We start from the raw sequence: 19,115 nt of genomic DNA on the forward strand, positions 1-19,115 counted from the left end.
GAAACAGCCGGGCAACTGGCGCCCGGTTGCCCTATCGCCGCGGGTACAACGCGAGATCTTCCTCGTCCAGTCCCGCGGTTTCCTTCCCGGCCTGTCTGTGCAGGCGCTCCACTGCAGCGCGCAGTGAATCGCCATGCCAGGTGTCCCCGCCGGCGCCGTAGAGCGAGGCCTCCAGCGCATCCAGCGCCGCATCCAGTTCGCTGTCGTTGAACAGTGCCCTAACCTCGGCCAGCGAGGTCACCGGGCCGGCGCCGGGCCGGTAGCCGGCCCAGGTGATCAGCGCGCTGCGCGCCTGGGTCGCGGCGCCCGAGGTGCAGGCGGCGAGCAAATTGCGATAGGCCGCGCGGCTGCCGGGCTTCACTGTTTGCGCCGTGCTGAGCGGCGGCCCCGCCTGGCGCGGGCGACGCAGCAACAGGAACAGGGTGAGCGCCCAGCCCAGTGCGCAGAACGCGGCCAGGGCCGGCCACAGGTAGCCAGGCCCTGTCTGGTCGTCCGCGGTACTGCCCGCTAACGGCGCGGCCGGCGCCAGACCGGTCTGTTGCGCGTTACCGGGCGCGGCGGCACCGGCACTGCCGGCCGCGCCGACGTGGACCGTGCGCGCGGGCAGGATTGCGGTTTTCAGGCTGTCGCTCTCGATATCCCACCAGGGGATTTCCACCGCCGGCAGCTCCAGCGTACCGGTGCGTGTGGGGACGATGGCGACGCTGTCCTCGCGCACTCCCAGCAGGCCGCTGCCTATTTCCCGGTCCTCGATGTTCGGCTGGTCGGGATAGAACTTCACGCCGTCCTGCGGGCGGTAGAGCACCGGCGGCAGCTGCGCACCCTGCAGGCCCTCGCCGCGCAGGCGGATGGTGCGGGTGACGGATTCCCCGACGCGCAGCTGGTCCGGGTCGCTGGACCACCCCTCCTCGATCTGCAGGTCGCGAGCCGGCAGCCAGTCGCCGCCGTTGAAGGCCAGCGGCCGCGGCAGTACCTCCACCTGCAGCGGACCGGCACTGCGCCGCACCAGGCGGCCGCGCGGTGTCGGGTCGAACAGGCTGCGGTGGCCGCTGCTCTCGCGCGCGGTGAACTCCTGCTCGGGAATGACCAGGGTGCCGCTGTGTTCCGGGAACAGCGCGTAACGCACTTCCTGCACCAGCCACAGCCGGCCGCGAATGCGGCGCTGGAAAGACTTCTGCTCCAACTGCACGACGAAGGCGTCGTCGATCTTCAGTTCGCTGATCGCGGGGCGGTCCAGGTTGATCGACTGCTGGATACGCAGGGTCAGCAGCACCTGGCCCTGCACGTAAACCTGTTTTCGGTCGACCTCTGCGCTGAACAGCACGGTCTCCGAACCGGGGTCCATCTGCGGCGCGTCGCGCACCTGGATGCGCAGCGCCTGGGTGCGCTGGCCGCTGATGCTGAACGGCGGGATGGCCAGTACGCCGGTGCGGCGCGGGGCGATCTCCAGGGTCAGCTCGCGTTTTTCCGTGCGCGTGCCGTTGATGATGCTGATGCTGCTGCGCGTGTTGCTCGACAGTATTTCGAAGTCGGCGGCCAGGTGGCTGGTGTCCACGCCCTGCAGGTTCTCGTCCGCGGTGGCGGTCAGGGTCAGCACCAGGGTGTCCCCCAGGGCCACGTTGTTGCGATCCACCGCGGCGTTGACCGCGGCGCGCGCCGCCGGACCGAGCAGCAGCAGCGCGAGCGCGATGCAGTAGCACAGGGCCCTACCAGTTGCTGTCGTCATTCTCGCTGTTTCCCTGTTGTTGCCGTTGCCGGCTCTCGTACCGGAATTTCTCGCGCAGCAGGCCGGCGGGATCGTCGGGCACGCGGCGCAGCCACTGTTCCAGGGCCTGGTCGCGCTCGCTGCCCTCGGTGCCGGCCTCGGTAGCGGCGCTCACATCGCGTTGCTCGCCGTCGCCATCCCCGTCGCTTTCCTGTGCTGATTGCGCCTGCTGCCCCGTGTCCTCGCCCTCGGGCTGTTGTGCCTGGCCGGCCCCGTCCGCCGGGTCCTCGCCATCCGGCGTCTGCTTGTCCTGGCCGGGGGATTGCGCCGGCTCCTGGCGTGAACCGTCCTGCCCGCTGGCGTCGGATTGGCCGCTTTCGGACGGGGACTGTTCGCCCTGCTCCTGGTTGTCAGAGTCCTGGCCGCTGGAGTCGCCCTGCTGTTGGTCGCCGGACTCACCCTGCTGTTGCTGGTCCTGGTCGCCGCCCTTGTCCTGTTGCTGTTGTTGCTCCTGCTGTTGTTTGAGCAGGTCTTCCACTACTTGCCGGTTGGCCTGGGCATCGGCTCGCTCCGGGTCGCGCTCCAGTGATGCGTCGTAGGCGTCCAGCGCTTCTTCGAGCTTGCCCTGGCGGGCCAGCGCGTTGCCCCGGTTGTACCAGTCGTCGGCACTGTCGCCGCGGGCGAAGTCCTGCTCCGCCGCGGCGTAGTCGCCGCCCTGGTAGGCGGCGGCGCCGGCGCGCGCCGGGTCCTCGAACAGCTTTGCAGCGCTCTCGTAGTCCTGCGCCTGCAGGGCCTGCTGGCCCTGCTGGTCGCGGGTCAGCCAGAGGTCGTCCCAGGCGTCGGCGCGCGCGGCCTGCGGCGCCGGCAGCAGGAGCAAGGGCAGCAGGCAGGCGATCCAGCCGCGGCGGAACAGGGCCAGTACCGCGGGCAGCAGGCACAACACCAGCAGGTAGCCCTGGTCTTCCCAGGTGTCCGCGGTACGCGCCAGGGCCTGGGTATCGCCGCTGCCCGGGAGCGTGTCTTCGGCGAGCAGGTAGCGCAGGTCGCTGTCGTCGAGCTGCATGCGCTGGTAGCGCCCATCCGCCTGCGCGGCGGTGCGGCGCAGTTGGTCCTCGTCGAGTCCGGGCATGACGATGGCGCCGCGCTGATCTTTCAGGAAGCCCCCGTCGGGTAGCGGCAGCGGCGCGCCTTCGGCGGTGCCGATACCGAGTATCGACAGCGACACGCCGCTGCCGCGCAACAGGTCGACCAGCGCGTCGCGGTCGGCATCGTCGATGCCGTCGGTGAGCAACAACAGGCGGCCGCCGCGGGCGCCGGCGGAATGCAGTAGTTCCAGCGCCAGCTGCGCCGCCTCGGCGGGTTGCGAGCCCGGCACCGGCATGATCGACGGCTCCAGTGCCGGCAGCAGGTTGGCGATGGTCGGCGTGTCGTCGGTGAGCGGCGTGACCACGTGTGCATCACCGGCGTAGGCGACCAGGGCGGTCTGCCCCTCGCGGCGCTGCTCCAGCAGGTCGCGCAGCTTCTGCCGCGCGCGGTCGATGCGTGTCGGGGCCAGGTCGCCGGCGGTCATCGAGTAGCTGAGGTCCAGCAGCACCACCAGCGCGTCGCGCTTCTCGTGCAGCGGTTGCGGGATCTTGCGCATGCTGGGCCCGGCGAGGGCGAGAATCGCGACACACCACAGGGCGAGCAACCAGGGCGTGAGGTTGCGCCGCCGGCCACCGGTTTCGCCGACCAGCAGGTGCTGCAACAGGGCGGGGTCGACCACGTCCTGCCACTGGCCGCTGCTGCGGTTGCCGCGCCACAGGGCCAGGGCGAACAGGGCGGCCGGCAGCAGTACCCACAGCCACTCGGGCCGGATCAGGTGCAGGTTCATTCCACGGCCCCCTGACGCCACGCCGCGCGCAACGCACCGCGCTGCCACAGTCGTTGCGCGGCGAGGGCAAAACTCAGCGCCAGCGCCAGTGCCAGCGGCAGGTAGCCCAGCGCGCGCCGCGGGCGGTAGCTCGCGCTGTCCAGTTCGATCGGCTCCAGTTCGTCGAGCAGCTGGTAGATGCCGGCCAGTTCCTGCGGGTTGCGCGCGCGGAAATACTTGCCGCCGGTCATGGTTGCGATGCGCGACAGGCTGTCCTCGTCGAGGTCCGCCGAGGGGTTCACCTGGCGCGAGCCGAACGCCGAGCCGAACACGCCGGGCATGACCATGCGGTCGGCGCCGATGCCGATGGTGTAAATTCGGATGCCGAGGTCGGCGGCCAGTTGCGCGGCGTCCAGCGGCTGCACCGAGCTGGCCGTGTCGCGTCCGTCGCTGAGCAGGATCAGCACGCGCTGGTCGGCGGGGCGGTCCTTGAGGCGCTTGACCGCCAGGCCGATAGCGTCGCCGATGGCGGTGTCCTGGCCGGCGAAGCCGATCTGCGACTCGTCAAGGAAACGCTTCACTGTGGCGGTGTCGAAGGATAGCGGCGACTGCACGTAGGCCCGGCTGCCGAACAGGATCAGCCCGAGGCGGTCGCCCTGGCGTTCGGCGATAAACTGTCCGCCCAGTTGCTTCACCGCCAGCATGCGGCTGACCATGCGCTGGCCGGCCTTCATGTCCTCGACCTGCATGGAGCCGGAGATGTCCACGGCCAGCATCAGGTCGCGGCCGCTCTCGGGAATTTCCTGCACTTCGCCGATCCACTGCGGGCGCGCCGCCGCCAGCAGCAGCAGTATCCACACCGCCCACAGCGCGAGCAGGGACAGGCCGCCGCGCGTGGGGGTGCCGCGCTGCTCCTGTGCCAGTTGCGACCATTGAGAGTAGAACGGCGCGCGGATAGCCGGCTGCTCGCCGCCGGCCGGCGGCGCCAACCGGCGCCACAGCCAGGGCAGCGGCGCCAGCAACAGCATCCACGGCCACAGCCACTCGATCATGCGGCCTCCCGGTGGCGGCGAATCCAGCGTTCGGCCAGTTGCAGGTGGCGGTGCACGTCGCCGGCGGGCGGTTCCGGCCGGTACTGGGCCACCAGCATGTCGGCGCTGAAGCCGGCGTCCTCGCCGAGGCTTTCATCGAGGAAGCGGCACCACTGCTCGCCGCTGCGCGAGGCGACCTCGCGCTGCGGGTAGGCGCGCAGGGCGACGGCCTTGAGCAGGCTGTTGGTCGCCGCGAGGCAGGCGCTGGCGTCGGTGTCCTCGGCATAACTGGCGCGAATGCGCCCGAGCGCCGCCAGGGCGATACGACGATAGGCGCGCCGCTGCCGGCGCTTCAGCAACCAGCGCAGCAACAGGCCGAGGCCGAGCAGCAGCAGGCCGGCGAGCAGCCACCAGCCGGGCGCCAGCGGCCACCAGCCGACCGGGTCGGGCATGCGCAGGGGCTGCAACTGCGCCAGCGGATCGGGGCCTGCGGGCGTCATCGGCGCGGTGCCCCGTAGTAGGTCTGCAGCAGGCGGAACGGCGAGTCGTCCGTGCGCGCCTGCAGTACGGGGATACCCAGGCGCCCCATGCGCTGCTGCAGCAGGGACTGGTGTTGCGCGCGCTCATCCTCGAAGCGCCGGCGCAGGCCGCGGTCGGCGGTGTCCAGTACGCTGCGCGCGCTGCCGTCGCTGACCGCATAGGTACCGGCGCGCGGCAGCTGCTGCTCCAGCGCATCGCTGCAGGCCACCGCGGTGACCTGGGAGTGCCGCGCCAGCTGGTACAGGTGCTTGTCGGCCTCGTCGCCGGTTACGCCGCGGAAATCGCTGACCAGGTACACGCTGCTGCCCGGGCGCGCCACCCGGCGCAGGGTGCCGAGCATCTGCGCGAAGCCCTGTTCATCGCTGCGCCCGCTGCCGGGCAGGCCGTGATTGTAACTGTCGATGGTCGAGAGCAGGGACAGCACCGTGCGCCGGGAGCGGCGCGGGCGCAGTTCGCGGTGGCTCTCGCCGTTGAAGACCAGCCCGCCGACGCGGTCGCCGCCCTCCAGGGCGGCCCAGCCGAGCAGCGCCGCGAGGTGTGCTGCGAGTACGCTTTTAAAACAGTGGCGCGAGCCGAAGAACATGTCCGGGCGCTGGTCCACCACCACCAGCACCGGGCGTTCGCGCTCCTCGCGGAACAGCTTGGTATGCGCCTCGCCGCTGCGCGCGGTAACCCGCCAGTCGATGCTGCGCACATCGTCGCCGGCCTGGTACATGCGCACTTCGTCGAAGTCGATACCGCGGCCGCGGAAGTTGGACTTGTTGGCGCCGGCCAGCGTCGCCAGCGCACGGCTGCGCCGCGCCGGCTGCAGCTGGCGCGCGGGAAAGCGCAGGGCGATCAGCGCCTCGAGATCGGTGTAGGCGCCGCGCGCGGGGGCGTCGACCAGTTCCGCTTGCATGGTCCGGCGGTGCTCAGCCCACCGGCACCAGGGCCAGGAGTTCGCGGGTCACCTGGTCCGGCGTGACGCCGGCGGCCTCCGCCTCGAAGCTCAGCAGCAGGCGGTGGCGCAGGGCGTCCGCGGCAACCGCCTGTACATCGTCCGGGCCGACGAAGTCGCGGCCGGCGAGCCAGGCGTGGGCGCGTGCGCAGCGGTCCAGTGCGATGGTCGCCCGCGGGCTGCCGCCGTACTCGATCCATTGGGCCAGTTGCACGCTGTAGGCCCCGGGTTCGCGGGTGGCCATGATCAGCTGCACGATGTACTCCTCGACCGCCGGCGACATGTGCAGGCCGAGCACCTCGCGGCGGGCGGCAAAAATCGTCGACTGGGGCAGGGGGGGCGGGCGCTGGGCGCTGCCGCCACCGGCCTCGTTGCGCGTCAGGCGCAGGATCTGTGCCTCGGCCTGGGCATCGGGGTAGCCGACGTTGACGTGCAGCAGGAAGCGGTCGAGCTGCGCTTCGGGCAGCGGATAGGTGCCCTCCTGCTCGATCGGGTTCTGCGTGGCCATGACCAGGAACAGCTGCGGCAGCTCGTAGGTGCGCGAGCCGACGCTCACCTGGCGCTCGGCCATTGCCTCGAGCAGCGCGGACTGCACCTTGGCCGGGGCGCGGTTGATCTCGTCCGCCAGCACCATGTTGTGGAAGATCGGCCCGGGCTGGAACTCGAAATTGCCCAGTTGCGGCCGGAAGATATCGGTGCCGGTGACATCGCCGGGCAGCAGGTCCGGGGTGAACTGGATGCGCTGGAAATTGCCTTCGATGCCGTCTGCCAGGCTCTTCACGGCGCGCGTCTTGGCCAGGCCTGGCGCGCCCTCGACCAGCAGGTGGCCGTCTGCCAGCAGGGCGATGATGAGTCGTTGAACGAGGTGGGACTGGCCGATGATCTGGCCGCTGAGCCACTCTTGCAGGGCTCGCAATTCTGCGCTGCTCACACGTACTCCTGTTCTGAACTGGGTGTTCGGAGGGCGGCATTGTAACCCACCGCATCGGCGGATACAGGCCCTCGCCCGGTGCGGGCGCAGCTGTGACTTGTGCCGACTGCAAAAGTTCACGGATTGCCGGGTGGCGATTGCGTTAGACTTGGAGCGGGGCGCAGGACCCGCAAGCCGGCGCCCGCGACAAGAAAAGGAACCTGGCCATGATCTGGGAAATTTCCAAGCAGCAACTGCTCGCCGACCTCGGCGCGCGTATCGAAAGCCACGCCGAGCCCGGTGACCGCGAATCCCTGCGCAACCTCGCCGAAACCCTGTTCGGCCGCTTCAGCCTGGAAGACCTGCGCGGTCGTTCGGTGGAGAACCTCTACGGCTGCCTGTATTCCATCCTGCGTTTCATGCGCCGCTGGGACAGCGCGACGCCGCGTGTGGAATTTTTCAATCCCGGCGTGCAGTCCCACGGCTGGGACAGCGCGAATACGGTGATGCTCATCCTGTGCCGCGGCATCCCGTTCATCACTGCCTCGGTGCGCGGTGAGATCAACCGTCGCAACCTGCCTATCCACATTGTCACCAGTTCCAACCTCGCCGTGCGTCGCGGCGCCGACGGCGAGTTGCAGGCGGTGCTCGGCCACAGCGAGGAGTGCGATGAGGACTGCCCGGAGGAGGCGCTGGTCTACTTCGAGATCGCGCGCCACTCGCACCCGGAAAAGCTGGAGGAACTGCGCCAGACCCTGCTCGAGATCATCCACGAGGTGGAACTGGTGGTGGACGATTTCGCGCCGATGTCTGAGCGGCTGGAGGGGGTGGCCGAGGAGGTCATGCAGTTCGCCTGCGTCGAGGCGGCGCAGCGCGAGGAGGCGCGCGATTTCCTCGTCTGGCTGCGGCAGCAGCACATGACCCTGCTCGGCTACGAGTACCTGGAGGTCGACAACAGCGGCCCGCACCCGGTGGTCAGCGTGCGCGAGGACAGCCGCCTCGGCCTGCTGCGCCTGCGCAGTACCCGCGGTGTCGCGGACCTCGAGGCGGACCTCGCGCACATGGACAGGCCGGCGCTGTACCGCGACCAGCTGAGTTTTTCCAAGTCCCGCTGCCGCTCCCGCGTGCACCGCCTGAGCTATCCGGACTACGTCGGCGCCCGGGTATTCGACGCCGACGGCGAGCTCATCGGCCAGCACCGCTTCATCGGCCTGTACACCTCGTCGGTGTACACCATGCACCCGCGCTACATTCCCATCGTGCGGCGCAAGGTGCAGCAGGTGATGGAGATGTCCAACACCGACTGGGCCGAGCACGAGACCCGCGAACTGTCGCGTGTGCTGGAGCTGTATCCCCGCGATGAACTGTTCCAGAGCAGCGTGCAGGAGCTGTATTCCACGGTCAACGCGATCAACCGTATCCAGGAACGGCGCCAGACCCGCCTGTTCGTGCGCAGCGATACCCACGGCAAGTTCGTCAATTGCATTGTCTACGTGCCGCGCGATCGCTACACCACGGAGCTGCGCGAGAAGATCGAGAACATCCTCTCCAACGCGTTCAAGGCCGAGGAGTCCGAGTTCACCACGCTGTTCACCGAATCCATCCTGGTGCGCGTTTACTTCGTGCTGCGCGTCAACCCGGCGCTGCCGCTGGACTACGACGTGGCGCAGTTGCAGGAAGACGTGGTGCAGGCGGCGCTGGTCTGGGAGGACCGCCTGCGTATCCGCCTGGTGGAGGAGTTCGGCGAGGAACTGGGCCACGAGTACGACGCGCTGCTCGGCCGCGGCTTTCCCGCCGGCTACCGCGACGATTTCGACCCGCGGATGGCAGTGGCGGACATCCGCAAGCTGCTCACCTTGCGCAACGGCGAGCAACTGGCGATGTCGCTGTACCGCCAGCCGGAGGACAGCGACCAGATGCTGCGCCTGCGCCTGTACCACGCGGGCAGCAGCCTGCCGCTGTCCGATGTGCTGCCGATCCTGGAAAACCTCGGCCTGCGCGTGGTCTCCGAACGCCCCTACGGTATTCGCACCAGTGACGGCGATGCCTACTGGGTGCAGGAATTTTCCATGCTCTACTGCCTGTCCCAGGAGATCGACCTGGAAGAGGTGAAAGATGAATTCGAGGACGCCTTCGCGCGTATCTGGTTCGGCGAGGCGGAGAGCGATTCCTTCAACCGGCTGTTGATCGGCACGCGCCTGAACTGGCGCGAGATCGCGCTGCTGCGCGCCTATGCCCGCTACCTGCGGCAGCTGAATTTCCCCTACAGTGTCGAGTACATCGCCGAGACCACCGCGGATCACCTGGAGATTACCGCGCAGGTGGTGGAGCTGTTCCTCACCCGCTTCTCGCCGGTATTCGACGGCGACGACGAGTGGCGCGCGCAGCGTGAGGCGGCGGTGGAAGAGACTATCCTGGCCTCGCTGGAACAGGTCGAGAACCTCGGCCAGGACCGCATCATTCGCCAGTACGTGAGGTTGATCAAGGCGACCCTGCGCACCAACTTCTTCCAGCAGCAGGCCGATGGCGGTCTGAAGCCCTACCTGTCGCTGAAGCTGCGCCCCGCGGATATTCCCGAGGTGCCGCGGCCGGTGCCCATGTACGAGATCTTTGTCTATTCGCCGCGGGTCGAGGGCGTGCACCTGCGCGGCGGCAAGGTGGCGCGCGGCGGCCTGCGCTGGTCGGACCGCCTCGAGGACTTCCGCACCGAGGTGCTGGGCCTGGTCAAAGCCCAGCAGGTGAAGAATGCCGTGATCGTGCCGGTCGGCGCCAAGGGCGGTTTTGTCGCGCGCCTGCTGCGCGCCGACATGAGCCGCGACGAGGTGCAGGCGGAGGGCATCGAGTGCTACAAGCTGTTCATCCGCGGCCTGCTCGACCTCACCGACAACCGCGGCGACGTGGCCATCGTGCGCCCGCCCTACGTGGTGGCCAAGGACGACGACGACCCCTACCTGGTAGTGGCGGCGGACAAGGGCACGGCGAGTTTTTCCGATATCGCCAACGGCATCTCCGCGGAGTATGACTTCTGGCTCGGCGACGCCTTTGCCTCCGGCGGCAGTGCCGGCTACGACCACAAGAAAATGGGCATTACCGCGCGCGGCGCCTGGGTCTCCGTGCAGCGCCACTTCCGCGAGATGGACTTCGACGTACAGAGCACGGACTTCAGCGTGGTCGGCATCGGCGATATGTCCGGCGACGTGTTCGGCAACGGCATGCTGATGTCCCCTCACATCCGCCTGCTGGCGGCGTTCAACCACCTGCATATTTTTATAGACCCGGAGCCCGATCCCATCGCCAGCTATGCCGAGCGCCAGCGACTGTTCGACCTGCCGCGCTCGAGCTGGACCGACTACGATCGCGAACTGATCTCCACCGGCGGCGGTGTGTTCGCGCGCAGCGCGAAGTCGATCACCATCACCCCGGAGATGGCGAGCCGCTTTGGCATCAGCGCGGCGCAGCTCACCCCCAACGAGCTGATCAGCCACCTGCTGCGGGCCGAGGTCGACCTGCTGTGGAACGGCGGTATCGGCACCTATGTGAAGGGCTCCGGCGAAAGCCATCTCGCGGTCGGCGACAAGACCAACGACGCCCTGCGCGTGGATGGCCGTGACCTGCGCTGCAAGGTGGTGGGGGAGGGCGGCAACCTCGGCCTCACCCAGCTCGGTCGCGTGGAGTACGCGCTGGCCGGCGGTCGCATCAATACCGACTTCATCGACAACGCCGGCGGTGTGGACTGCTCGGACCACGAGGTGAACATCAAGATCCTGCTCAACGCGGTGGTGGCGCGCGGTGATCTCACCCAGAAGCAGCGCAACCAGTTGCTCGAGGAGATGACCGACGCGGTGTCGGCGCTGGTGCTGCACAACAACTACCGCCAGGCCCAGGCGATCAGCCTGGTGGAGATGCAGGCGGAGGACCGCTTCGGCGAGTATCGCCGCTTCGTCGACCTGATGGAGCAGCACGGCCGCATCGACCGCGCGCTGGAGTTTCTGCCCAGCGACGAGGAACTCGGCGAGCGCCGCAATCACGGGCAGACCTTCACCCGGCCGGAGCTCTCCACCCTGGTGTCCTACAGCAAGGGCATCCTCAAGGAGCGGCTGATGGACTCCGACCTGGACAGCGACCCGCACCTCGCCGACCTGGTCAAGACGGCGTTTCCGGAGCGCCTGGTACGCGAGTACGGCGACGAGGTGCGCAGCCACCGCCTGCACCGCGAGATCATGGCGACCCAGCTGGCCAACGATATCGTCAACCGCATGGGTCTCAATTTCGTGGTGCGCCAGTCACGTGCCACCGGGGCCTCCCACGCCGACGTGGCGCGCGCCTACATTGCCGTGCTGGAAGCCTACAACCTGCGCGAGCTGTGGGACTGGATCGAACTGCTCGACCTCAAGGTCAGTACCGCCGTGCAGATGGACATGATGCTCAGCCTGTTGCGCCTGGTGCGCCGGGCGACACGCTGGATCCTGCGCAACCGCCGTCACGAGTTGCAGCCCACCGCGCTGGTGACGGAGTTCCGGTCCGGCCTGGCGCAACTCGCGGACGCGTTTCCGCGGATGCTGCGCGGTCGCGCCGCAGCCCAGTACGAGGAGATCCTGGCCCGCTATCTGGAGGCCGGCGTCGGCCAGGAACTGGCCCAACGGGTGGCCGGTACCCACCAGGCCTACACCGCCCTTGGCATTATCCAGGCGGCCGTCGAGCACGATGCGCAGTTGGAGGACATGGCGCGACTGTATTTCTATATCGGCGAGTACCTGGAACTGGACTGGTTCAGCACCCAGATCCTGGCCAGCGTTGTGGATAACGAGTGGCAGGCCCTGGCCAGGGATACGTACCTGGAGGACCTGGAGTGGCAACAGCGCAGTCTCGCTGTCAGTGCGTTGCGCTACCTCGAGCCGGATGGCGATATCGAGCGCTGCATCGAGAACTGGTCGGCGCAGCAGGAAGTGCTTCTGGAACGCTGGCGGGGCATGCTGGCGGAGTTACACGCCAACGATACCCCGGATTTCAGTATGTTCGCAGTGGCAAACCGGGAACTGCTCGATCTCGCACAGAGTGGCAACCGGCTCGCGGCGCTTCAGTCATAGGTGGGAATCAGAGGGTACGCAACTTGTGTACCCCGGACACGCCGGTCAGGCCATCCCACTGGTCGGCGCGTCCCTCGCGCCAGCCGCAGAGCCAGCTCTGTCGGTGGGCGGAGTTTTCATGTGGACAGAAGTCCACACTGCGGCCGGTAACGCCTGCCTGGTAGCCTTTGTCGAATGCCCGGGAGTTCATGTCGCGCTTCTGTCTTTTCATATAACAGCCTCCGTGTCGGCGAGGACACCGCGCGGGGGCCGCGGTTAGCGCGCGTCCACCGTTGCGGTGGTCGTCAGGATGGGTTGTTGCTTTTCTCTGCGTTTCAATGCGGAGTAATACAACGTGATGTGCCCAGGGGCACATAGCCCAATGAAAACAAACCACCCGGCGCTGCGCCAACAACGAATTGTTCTGAGCGCCGAATTTTTATATAACAGAATTGTTACAGAGGGGCTTTCTGGAGAAAAGCCCGTGTTTGTGTAGAGCGTCACAAATTCCCCTGCTAGGATGAGCAGCCCGGAATGAGTAAGGTGAGCATCCCGATGTTTGAACGCAATAAGAACCGGCAGGGGGCACAGCCACCGGAACCCGAGCGGAGCGCACCCAGCGCCCCGCCGGCCACCCCCGCGGCCAGCCAGAAACCGGCAACCACCACCAGCAGGAGTACCGCCATGATTGGACCCAGCATCGAGATTAAAGGCAGTGTCAGCGGGGCCGAGGACCTGCTTATCCAGGGCAGGGTCGAAGGCACGGTAGACCTGGGCGACCACGAGGTCACGGTGGGCGAGTCCGGCAAGGTCAACGCCGATATCACCGCGCGCACCGTGCGCATCGATGGCGAGGTGGCCGGGGATATCCGCGGCACCGAGAAAGTGGTGATTTCCAAGACCGGCAACGTCAAGGGCAATATCATCGCCCCGCGTATGACCCTGGAGGACGGCGCAATCTTCAAGGGCTCCATCGACATGGACCCGGGCGACGCCCCGGCCAAGGTCGCCCTGGCGCCGAAGTCGCCCGCGCCGGCCGCGGCAGCCGGCGACAAGGGCCCGGACCTCGACCTGAAGCAGGGCTGAACAGGACCTCACACCGCCTATGAGCGAGCAGCAGAGCTCCCAGCTGCTGCCCGGTCTGTTCGAAGCGATAGCCGAGGACCAGCGGGTCAACGTCCTGCATATCGGGCCCGCGCTGCCGGAAACGGTGGCGTTCTTCTCCGACGCGGGGTTTCGCTGCAAGCTGTTTTTCCTCGACCTGTTTGCCGAGCTGCCCCTGGTGTTCCAACCCGGGGACGAACTCACCGTGCAGCAGCGCATGAGCCAGTTGATGGATTTCCCGCAGGACACGCGCTTCGACCTGTGCCTGTTCTGGGACATTTTCAATTACCTCGACGAAACCGCCATCGAGGCGCTGGTGGATTGCCTGCGCCCGCAGCTCGCCATCGGTGCGCGGGCCCACGCCTTCGCCGTCCACAATACCCGCAGCCCGCAGCTGCCCCAGCGTTTCGGCATTCTCGCCGGCGACCTGCTGAACCTGCGCCCGCGTCCCGCGCCGCTGCCCGGTTATGCACCACACCCGCAGGCGCGCCTGCAGGCCCTGCTGCAGGGACTGACCATCAAGCGCTCGGTGCTGCTGGCGCAGAGCCGCCTGGAGCTGTTGCTGCACGCGGCGGCCTAGCCTGTCGGGCGCAATGGGCTTATCGTTGACGGTTGACGAACGAGGAGCCCACTCCCCATGAGAACCGAGCTGCAGCAATACGTGCGCGTTTACCCCAATGCGCTGGACCGGGAATTCTGCGAGAACATGATCGCCGCTTTCGAGGGGCACCCGGAGCGGCTGCAAACCAACGGCAAGAGCGAGTCCTCGGGCCTGGCGCAGAGCAGTTGGGTGGAACTGGACGTGGGCAAGCACCTGCCGCAGCCGGTGGCCAAGCACTTTATCGACAACGCGCTGCGCCACAAGCGCCTGTATGAACGCGAATGCCAGATCGAGCCGCCGCTGCCGGAGACCGGCCGCTACGCCCAGCTGATCATGAAACGCTATGCCGCCGCCGGGGGGGACGGCTTCCAGCCGCACTACGACTCACTCGGGCCGGTGAGCAACCGCTTCCTGGTTTTCCTGTGGTATCTCAACGACGTGGAACGCGGTGGAGAGACCGACTTCATGGACCTCGGCGTCAAGGTGCCGCCGCGCCAGGGCACCATGGTGATCTTCCCGCCCTACTGGATGTACCGCCATCGCGGCTGCGTCCCCGAGTCGGGCGACAAGTACATTCTCAGCACTTATGCGCTGTGGTGAAGGGTACGGTGGTGAAAGGTATTGTGGTGAGGCCCTGAGTTGAGGGTGCCCGCTCAGTCGCCGCTGGCGGCCGCCTCGCCGGAGCGGTAGAGCTGCATGCCGCGCGCCTGGTAGTTGGCCAGCGCATTGGGGTGATCCAGGGTGCAGGTGTGCACCCACACCCGTTGCGGTGCATCCCAGCCCCAGGCCGCCTCGATGGCGCTGGTCAGCAGCGCTCCGCCATACCCCTGGCCGATGAATGCAGGGGCCAGGCCGAAATACTTGATCTCAACCTCGTCGCCCTCGCGCTCCAGGTCGAAGTAGCCCGCCGGGGAGCCGTCCACCCAGGCCACCCAGGTGCGCAGGTTTTCGGCTTCCACGTAGGCGCGCCACTGGGCATCGCTCCAGCTGAGTTTGTCGCGCCAGGCCCAGGGACCGCCGATGTGTTCATAGAGAAAGCGATTGAAGGCGAACTGGGGGACGCGGGCCTCGGCCAGGCTGAGGCCGGCGGGGAGCGGCTTGCCGCGCAACTGGCCCGGGGAGGTCATCTCCAGGTAGTAGACCGTGACCCCCGCCATTGTCAGTCCTGCCAGATCACCCGCTTGCCGGCGGCGTACCAGCTGTCCAGGAACGGCTCGTAGGTGGATTCGATCACGTCCCGCTTAATCTTCAGGGTGGGGGTGAGGAAGCCGTTTTCCGGGGTCCAGGGTTCGCGCGCCAGGGCGACGAACTTCAGGTGCTCAAACTCCTCGATGCGCGCGTTGACCCGCTCGACAAGTTCCGCCAGTTCAGTTTCCACCTCGCGGCGCAGGGCGGGGTCGTCGTAGCGCGCCTGGGCGCTGTCGGTGAGCTGGATCATCGCAAAACAGGCGGGCCGGCCGGCGCCGCAGACACAGCTGAGCTCGACGAAGTGGTGGGCGTTGAGCAGGTTCTCGATGGGTGCCGGGGCGATGTACTTGCCCTTGCTGGTCTTGAACAGTTCCTTGACCCGGCCGGTGATGCGCAGCAGGCCGTCCTCGTCATAGGTGCCGCGATCGCCGGTCTTGAAGAAGCCGTCCTCGGTCATCACCTCGGCGGTCAGGTCCGGCGACTTGTAGTAGCCCATCATCAGACCCGGCGACTTGAGTTCGATCTCGCCGCTTTCCGAGATGCGCGAGATCACCCCGGTCAACGGCTTGCCCACGTAGCCGGGTTTGCGGCTACCGGGCAGGGACAGGTGCGAGTAGGCGAAATCCTCGGTCATGCCGTAGCCTTCCATGATGGCCAGGCCCAGCTTGTCGTACCAGCGGATGAGGTCCGGCGGCAGCGGGGCGGAGCCGGACAGCGCAACCCGCACCTCGCCCAGGCCGAGCCCGTCCAGCACTTTCTTGCTGATCATGCGCCCGATCAGCGGGATCTTGAGCAGGCGCGCGAGCTTCTTCTCCGGGAATTTCTGGAACACCCCGGACTGGAACTTCTGCCACAGGCGCGGGACGCTGAGGAACAGGGTGGGGCGGGCGCGCAGCATGTCGCGCATGAAACTGTCCAGGCTGTCGGCGAAGAAGATATGCACGCCCTGGTAGATCGAGCCGGCTTCCACTACCGCGCGTTCGAAGACGTGGGCCAGCGGCAGGTAGGACAGCACCCGGTCGCCCTCGGTGATGCCGAACAGGTCGCCCTGCAGGTAGGCCGGGGCGGAGATGGAATCGAAGGAGTGCATCACGCCCTTGGGCCGGCCGGTGCTGCCGGAGGTGTAGCAGATCAGGGCGCGGCGATCGCCCGGCCACACCGGGTCGTCGGTGATCGGCTCGACGCTGGCGATGACCTCGTCCCAGGGCTGGTAGTCGTCTTCCGGCGCCAGCGAGAAGCCGATTTTGGGCATGTCCGCGGGTACTCCGGGGCGCATCAGCTCCCAGTCGTCGAGCTTGCCGACGAACAGCAGCCGCGCCTCGGAGTGCTCCAGGATGTAGCTGACGGTGTCCGCGGTGAGGGTCGGGTACAGCGCCACGGTACAGTGCCCCGCCAGCCAGATGGCGAGCTCGGTGATCACGAAATGGGCGCAGTTCTTGGACACCATCGCGATGTTGCTGTTGTCCGGCAGGTCGAGGGAGCGCAGGTAGGCCGCCATGCGGCGGGCCTCGTCCATGGTGCGGGCCCAGTCGTACTCGACCACAGTGTCACCCACCGGCTGGGTCATGAACGGGAGGTGCGGCTTGTGCTTCTCCCGTTCGATGGCTGCCTGCAGGACCAGTTTCTCGACCTTATAGCTCATGTTATTGAATCCCTGGCGATGTCAGTAACTTTAATAGCGTATTCCCGCGCGGCGGACAAATTCACCCTGTACCGAGTTGTTGTTCCAGGCCGCGGGCGGCGGCGCGCATGTGCTCGCGCAGTGTTTCATCATCGACGTTCCTGAGCAGCGGGTGCCGTACGCCGCAGCCGATTGCCGTGAGCAGCATGCCCAGGGCGACCTTCGCGCCGTCGCTGTAGTCACCGTCGAGCATGATCGCGTTGAGGCGACGGAACATCTGGTGGAGCGTCTCGTCCTCTTCCAGCAGCCGCACGATCACCGGGTCGCGCTGGATAAAGGCGGCGATGCGCCGGTGGCTCGCCGCCAGGTCGATCAGGTCCTCGATCATCACCGCGCGCGCCCCCGCCGCTGTGGGCTGGGCATCCGCGTGGTCGATGATGCTGGATATAGTATCGAATATCAGCTGGCCGGTGGCCTGCAGGATGTCGTCCTTGGCGGGGAACTGGTGGTAGATGGCGGCTTTGGTCACGCCGACGGCTTCGGCGATCATCTGCAGGGAAGTGCCGGCGACACCGTGATCGCAGAACAGGTCCAGAGCGGCGTTGAGTATTCGGGTCTTGGTCGGGCTCAGGAATACGCTGCTGGGCAAATCTGAGGTCACGGGGGTACAAGTCTCCGGTCAAAGAGCGGGCAGGTTATGCGATGGGTTTTGGGATGTCTATAACTAAAGCGTCCACTTACAGGTGCACGACCACCCGGCGCTCGCCGCGGTAGTGGCGGTGTTCCCACAGGAAGATTCCCTGCCAGGTGCCCAGCAGCAACTCGCCGTGTTCAAAGGGGATACTCAACTGGCAGGCGGTGAGGGCGGCCTTGATATGCGCGGGCATGTCGTCGGCCCCTTCCAGCGTGTGGGTGTACAGGGGGTCGTTCTCCGGCACCAGCCGGTTCAGCCAGTGCTCCAGGTCGCGGCGCGCGCTGGGGTCGTAGTTTTCCTGCACCAGCAGGCTGGCCGAGGTATGGCGGATGAACAGGGTGCACAGCCCCTCGTCCCTGCCGCTGGCCGCGACCACGCCCTGCACCGCGGGTGTGAAGGCGTGCAGTCCCTGGCCATCGACGCGGATATTCAGATGTTCGATCAACGCTTGCCCCCCTCCCGGCCAGTGTACCGGATTCCGGAGGGCGTGTGGCGCAGGCGCGGGATTGGCGGGGAAGCGGTGGGATGAGCAACCGGGATGTCTCCCCCGCCGTGGCGGGGGACGAAAAAAATCTAGCAGGCGTTGAGGCGCAGGAAGGGATTGGCGGCGCGGAAGCGCCAGTCGGTGAAGCGCACCGGGGCATCCAGCACCCCGACGCAGATGCAGTCGCGGTCGCGGGTGGCGGTGGGTGTGTGCTGGTTGTGCCCGTCGCGCATCAGGAAGTCGCCGGCCTCGTAGTGGCCCGACTCATCCGAGAAACTGCCCTCGAGGACCAGGGTCAGCTCCGTGCCGCGATGGGTGTGGCGCGGAATCCGGCCACCGGCGCGGATGTGATAGAGGGCGAACTCGTTGTCCTGGTCGCCGGTGCGCAGGTGGCAGATGCGTACCTGCGAGCCGATCTTGCGCCAGTCCAGGTCCTGGTAATCGCGCTGCATGAGGCGCTGCACCAGCGGCGGGCAGCCCTCTGCGGCAGCCGTCGCGCGGTAGCTCAGCGGCTCCGGCTCGTGGTCGAGGCGCGCCATCACCGCGTCCATGAGGTTCTCGCTCACGGCCTGCGGGGGCAGCCGGTCGAACAGGCCGGCGCCGAGATCGCGCAACTGGCGGTGGGCGCGGCGGCACTGCTCGCAGTAATTCAGGTGCAGGGTGACACACACAGAAGGTGCCAGGTCGAGAGCGCCGGCGGCGTGCTCGTTGAGCAGGCGAGTGTCGGGATGATGGCTAACCATGGTGTTACTTTTCAACCATTAATTGCAGTTTGTTCATGGCCAGGCGCACACGCGACTTGACCGTACCCAGCGGAAGATCCAGTTCTTCCGCCACCTCACTATGGGATTTGCCCTCCATGTACACCTTGGCCAGAATCTGCGCCTGTTCGTGCGGCAGTTCGCCGAGCAGGCCGCGCACACGGCTGGCGTCGCGGTTGGACTGGACCGCGGCGAACAGGTCGCCGGTGTCCATGTCCGGCCAGATATCGTCGGCACTGATCGGCGTATCGAACTTTTGCAGTCGCCGGTACAGGTCGGTGCGGCAGTTTCGCGCAATCGTGTAGATCCAGGTGCTGGCCGAGGCCTTGCGGGCGTCGAAGGCCGAAGCCTTCTGCCAGACCTTGATCATGACTTCCTGTACCAGTTCCTCCGAGTGGGATGCCGCCAGCGGCGAACCGCCCAGGGCGAAAGCCTTCACCAGAGGGGCAAAGTGCGTGAACAGGCGTGCAAACGCCGCCCTGTCCCGCGCCCGGCCGATGAGTTCCAGGCACTGGCTCCACTCGTCGTCGCGCTTGCCGCCGGGATTGTCCGCCGCAGTGCCGCTCACTGTCCTGATTGCTCCTTTCATGCCTGCTGGTGCCACCGGAGTCTACCATTGTG

Annotated in this window: 17 protein-coding genes; 4 read left to right on the forward strand and 13 right to left on the reverse strand. The window is 67.1% G+C overall.

Annotation, left to right across the window (positions count from 1 at the left end; all coding sequences use genetic code 11):
- Positions 1 to 31: 31 nt before the first annotated feature.
- Genes E4634_RS06170 through E4634_RS06195 form a run of 6 tightly spaced genes read right to left on the reverse strand, consistent with a single transcriptional unit; the run spans position 32 to position 6,996 of the window.
- Positions 32 to 1,726: a BatD family protein gene (locus tag E4634_RS06170; RefSeq protein ID WP_135441876.1), complete on the reverse strand. Its 1,695-nt coding sequence runs from the start codon at positions 1,724 to 1,726 to the stop codon at positions 32 to 34.
- Positions 1,707 to 3,578: a VWA domain-containing protein gene (locus tag E4634_RS06175; RefSeq protein ID WP_240725105.1), complete on the reverse strand. Its 1,872-nt coding sequence runs from the start codon at positions 3,576 to 3,578 to the stop codon at positions 1,707 to 1,709. The genes E4634_RS06170 and E4634_RS06175 overlap by 20 nt, the downstream gene beginning before the upstream one ends.
- Positions 3,575 to 4,609, reverse strand: a complete 1,035-nt coding sequence (locus tag E4634_RS06180; protein WP_135441878.1) for a vWA domain-containing protein — start codon at positions 4,607 to 4,609, stop codon at positions 3,575 to 3,577. Before E4634_RS06180 ends, E4634_RS06175 begins: the two co-directional genes overlap by 4 nt.
- The gene (locus tag E4634_RS06185) at positions 4,606 to 5,088 is read right to left on the reverse strand and encodes a DUF4381 domain-containing protein (RefSeq protein WP_135441880.1); all 483 of its coding nucleotides are present in this window, start codon (positions 5,086 to 5,088) and stop codon (positions 4,606 to 4,608) included. The genes E4634_RS06180 and E4634_RS06185 overlap by 4 nt, the downstream gene beginning before the upstream one ends.
- Positions 5,085 to 6,026, reverse strand: coding sequence for a DUF58 domain-containing protein (locus E4634_RS06190; RefSeq protein WP_135441881.1), 942 nt, complete (start codon positions 6,024 to 6,026; stop codon positions 5,085 to 5,087). Before E4634_RS06190 ends, E4634_RS06185 begins: the two co-directional genes overlap by 4 nt.
- Positions 6,027 to 6,039: 13 nt before the next feature.
- Complete coding sequence (locus E4634_RS06195; RefSeq protein WP_135441882.1) at positions 6,040 to 6,996, reverse strand: AAA family ATPase; 957 nt, start codon at positions 6,994 to 6,996, stop codon at positions 6,040 to 6,042.
- A gap of 206 nt (positions 6,997 to 7,202) precedes the next feature.
- On the opposite strand from E4634_RS06195, the gene E4634_RS06200 reads away from it, so the two are divergent.
- Entirely contained in the window at positions 7,203 to 12,062 is a 4,860-nt protein-coding gene (locus E4634_RS06200; RefSeq protein ID WP_135441883.1) for an NAD-glutamate dehydrogenase, read from the forward strand.
- Positions 12,063 to 12,069: 7 nt separating this feature from the next.
- Here the strand turns inward: E4634_RS06200 and rmf are convergent, their stop codons facing one another.
- The gene (gene rmf / locus E4634_RS06205) at positions 12,070 to 12,273 is read right to left on the reverse strand and encodes a ribosome modulation factor (protein ID WP_135441885.1); all 204 of its coding nucleotides are present in this window, start codon (positions 12,271 to 12,273) and stop codon (positions 12,070 to 12,072) included.
- Between the two features lie 452 nt (positions 12,274 to 12,725).
- Between rmf and E4634_RS06210 the strand changes: the two genes are divergently transcribed.
- Genes E4634_RS06210 through E4634_RS06220 form a run of 3 tightly spaced genes read left to right on the forward strand, consistent with a single transcriptional unit; the run spans position 12,726 to position 14,346 of the window.
- Positions 12,726 to 13,127, forward strand: a complete 402-nt coding sequence (locus E4634_RS06210) for a bactofilin family protein (protein WP_167854793.1) — start codon at positions 12,726 to 12,728, stop codon at positions 13,125 to 13,127.
- 19 nt (positions 13,128 to 13,146) lie between these two features.
- Positions 13,147 to 13,725, forward strand: a complete 579-nt coding sequence (locus E4634_RS06215) for a hypothetical protein (protein ID WP_135441889.1) — start codon at positions 13,147 to 13,149, stop codon at positions 13,723 to 13,725.
- 57 nt (positions 13,726 to 13,782) lie between these two features.
- Positions 13,783 to 14,346 carry a 2OG-Fe(II) oxygenase gene (locus E4634_RS06220; RefSeq protein WP_135441890.1) on the forward strand — a complete coding sequence of 188 codons (564 nt, stop codon included), beginning with the start codon at positions 13,783 to 13,785 and terminating at the stop codon, positions 14,344 to 14,346.
- A 53-nt stretch (positions 14,347 to 14,399) separates the two neighbouring features.
- On the opposite strand, the gene E4634_RS06225 is transcribed toward E4634_RS06220, so the two are convergent.
- The 6 genes from E4634_RS06225 to E4634_RS06250 form a co-directional block, all read right to left on the reverse strand.
- The gene (locus E4634_RS06225) at positions 14,400 to 14,903 is read right to left on the reverse strand and encodes a GNAT family N-acetyltransferase (protein WP_135441892.1); all 504 of its coding nucleotides are present in this window, start codon (positions 14,901 to 14,903) and stop codon (positions 14,400 to 14,402) included.
- A 2-nt stretch (positions 14,904 to 14,905) separates the two neighbouring features.
- On the reverse strand, positions 14,906 to 16,576 hold the full coding sequence (locus E4634_RS06230; protein ID WP_135441894.1) for an AMP-binding protein: 1,671 nt from the start codon (positions 16,574 to 16,576) through the stop codon (positions 14,906 to 14,908).
- Positions 16,577 to 16,637: 61 nt separating this feature from the next.
- Entirely contained in the window at positions 16,638 to 17,216 is a 579-nt protein-coding gene (locus tag E4634_RS06235; RefSeq protein WP_135441896.1) for a TetR/AcrR family transcriptional regulator, read from the reverse strand.
- A 76-nt stretch (positions 17,217 to 17,292) separates the two neighbouring features.
- Positions 17,293 to 17,694 (reverse strand): secondary thiamine-phosphate synthase enzyme YjbQ, encoded by a 402-nt coding sequence (locus E4634_RS06240; RefSeq protein ID WP_135441898.1) that lies wholly within the window; start codon positions 17,692 to 17,694, stop codon positions 17,293 to 17,295.
- A 128-nt stretch (positions 17,695 to 17,822) separates the two neighbouring features.
- Positions 17,823 to 18,476 (reverse strand): ChrR family anti-sigma-E factor, encoded by a 654-nt coding sequence (locus tag E4634_RS06245; protein ID WP_135441900.1) that lies wholly within the window; start codon positions 18,474 to 18,476, stop codon positions 17,823 to 17,825.
- A gap of 4 nt (positions 18,477 to 18,480) precedes the next feature.
- A complete protein-coding gene (locus tag E4634_RS06250) occupies positions 18,481 to 19,083 on the reverse strand; it encodes a sigma-70 family RNA polymerase sigma factor (protein WP_135441901.1) in 603 nt (200 codons plus the stop codon).
- Positions 19,084 to 19,115 lie beyond the last annotated feature (32 nt).

The sequence above is a fragment of the Mangrovimicrobium sediminis genome (genome assembly GCF_004745945.1).
Taxonomy (GTDB): Bacteria; Pseudomonadota; Gammaproteobacteria; order Pseudomonadales; family Halieaceae; genus Mangrovimicrobium; species Mangrovimicrobium sediminis.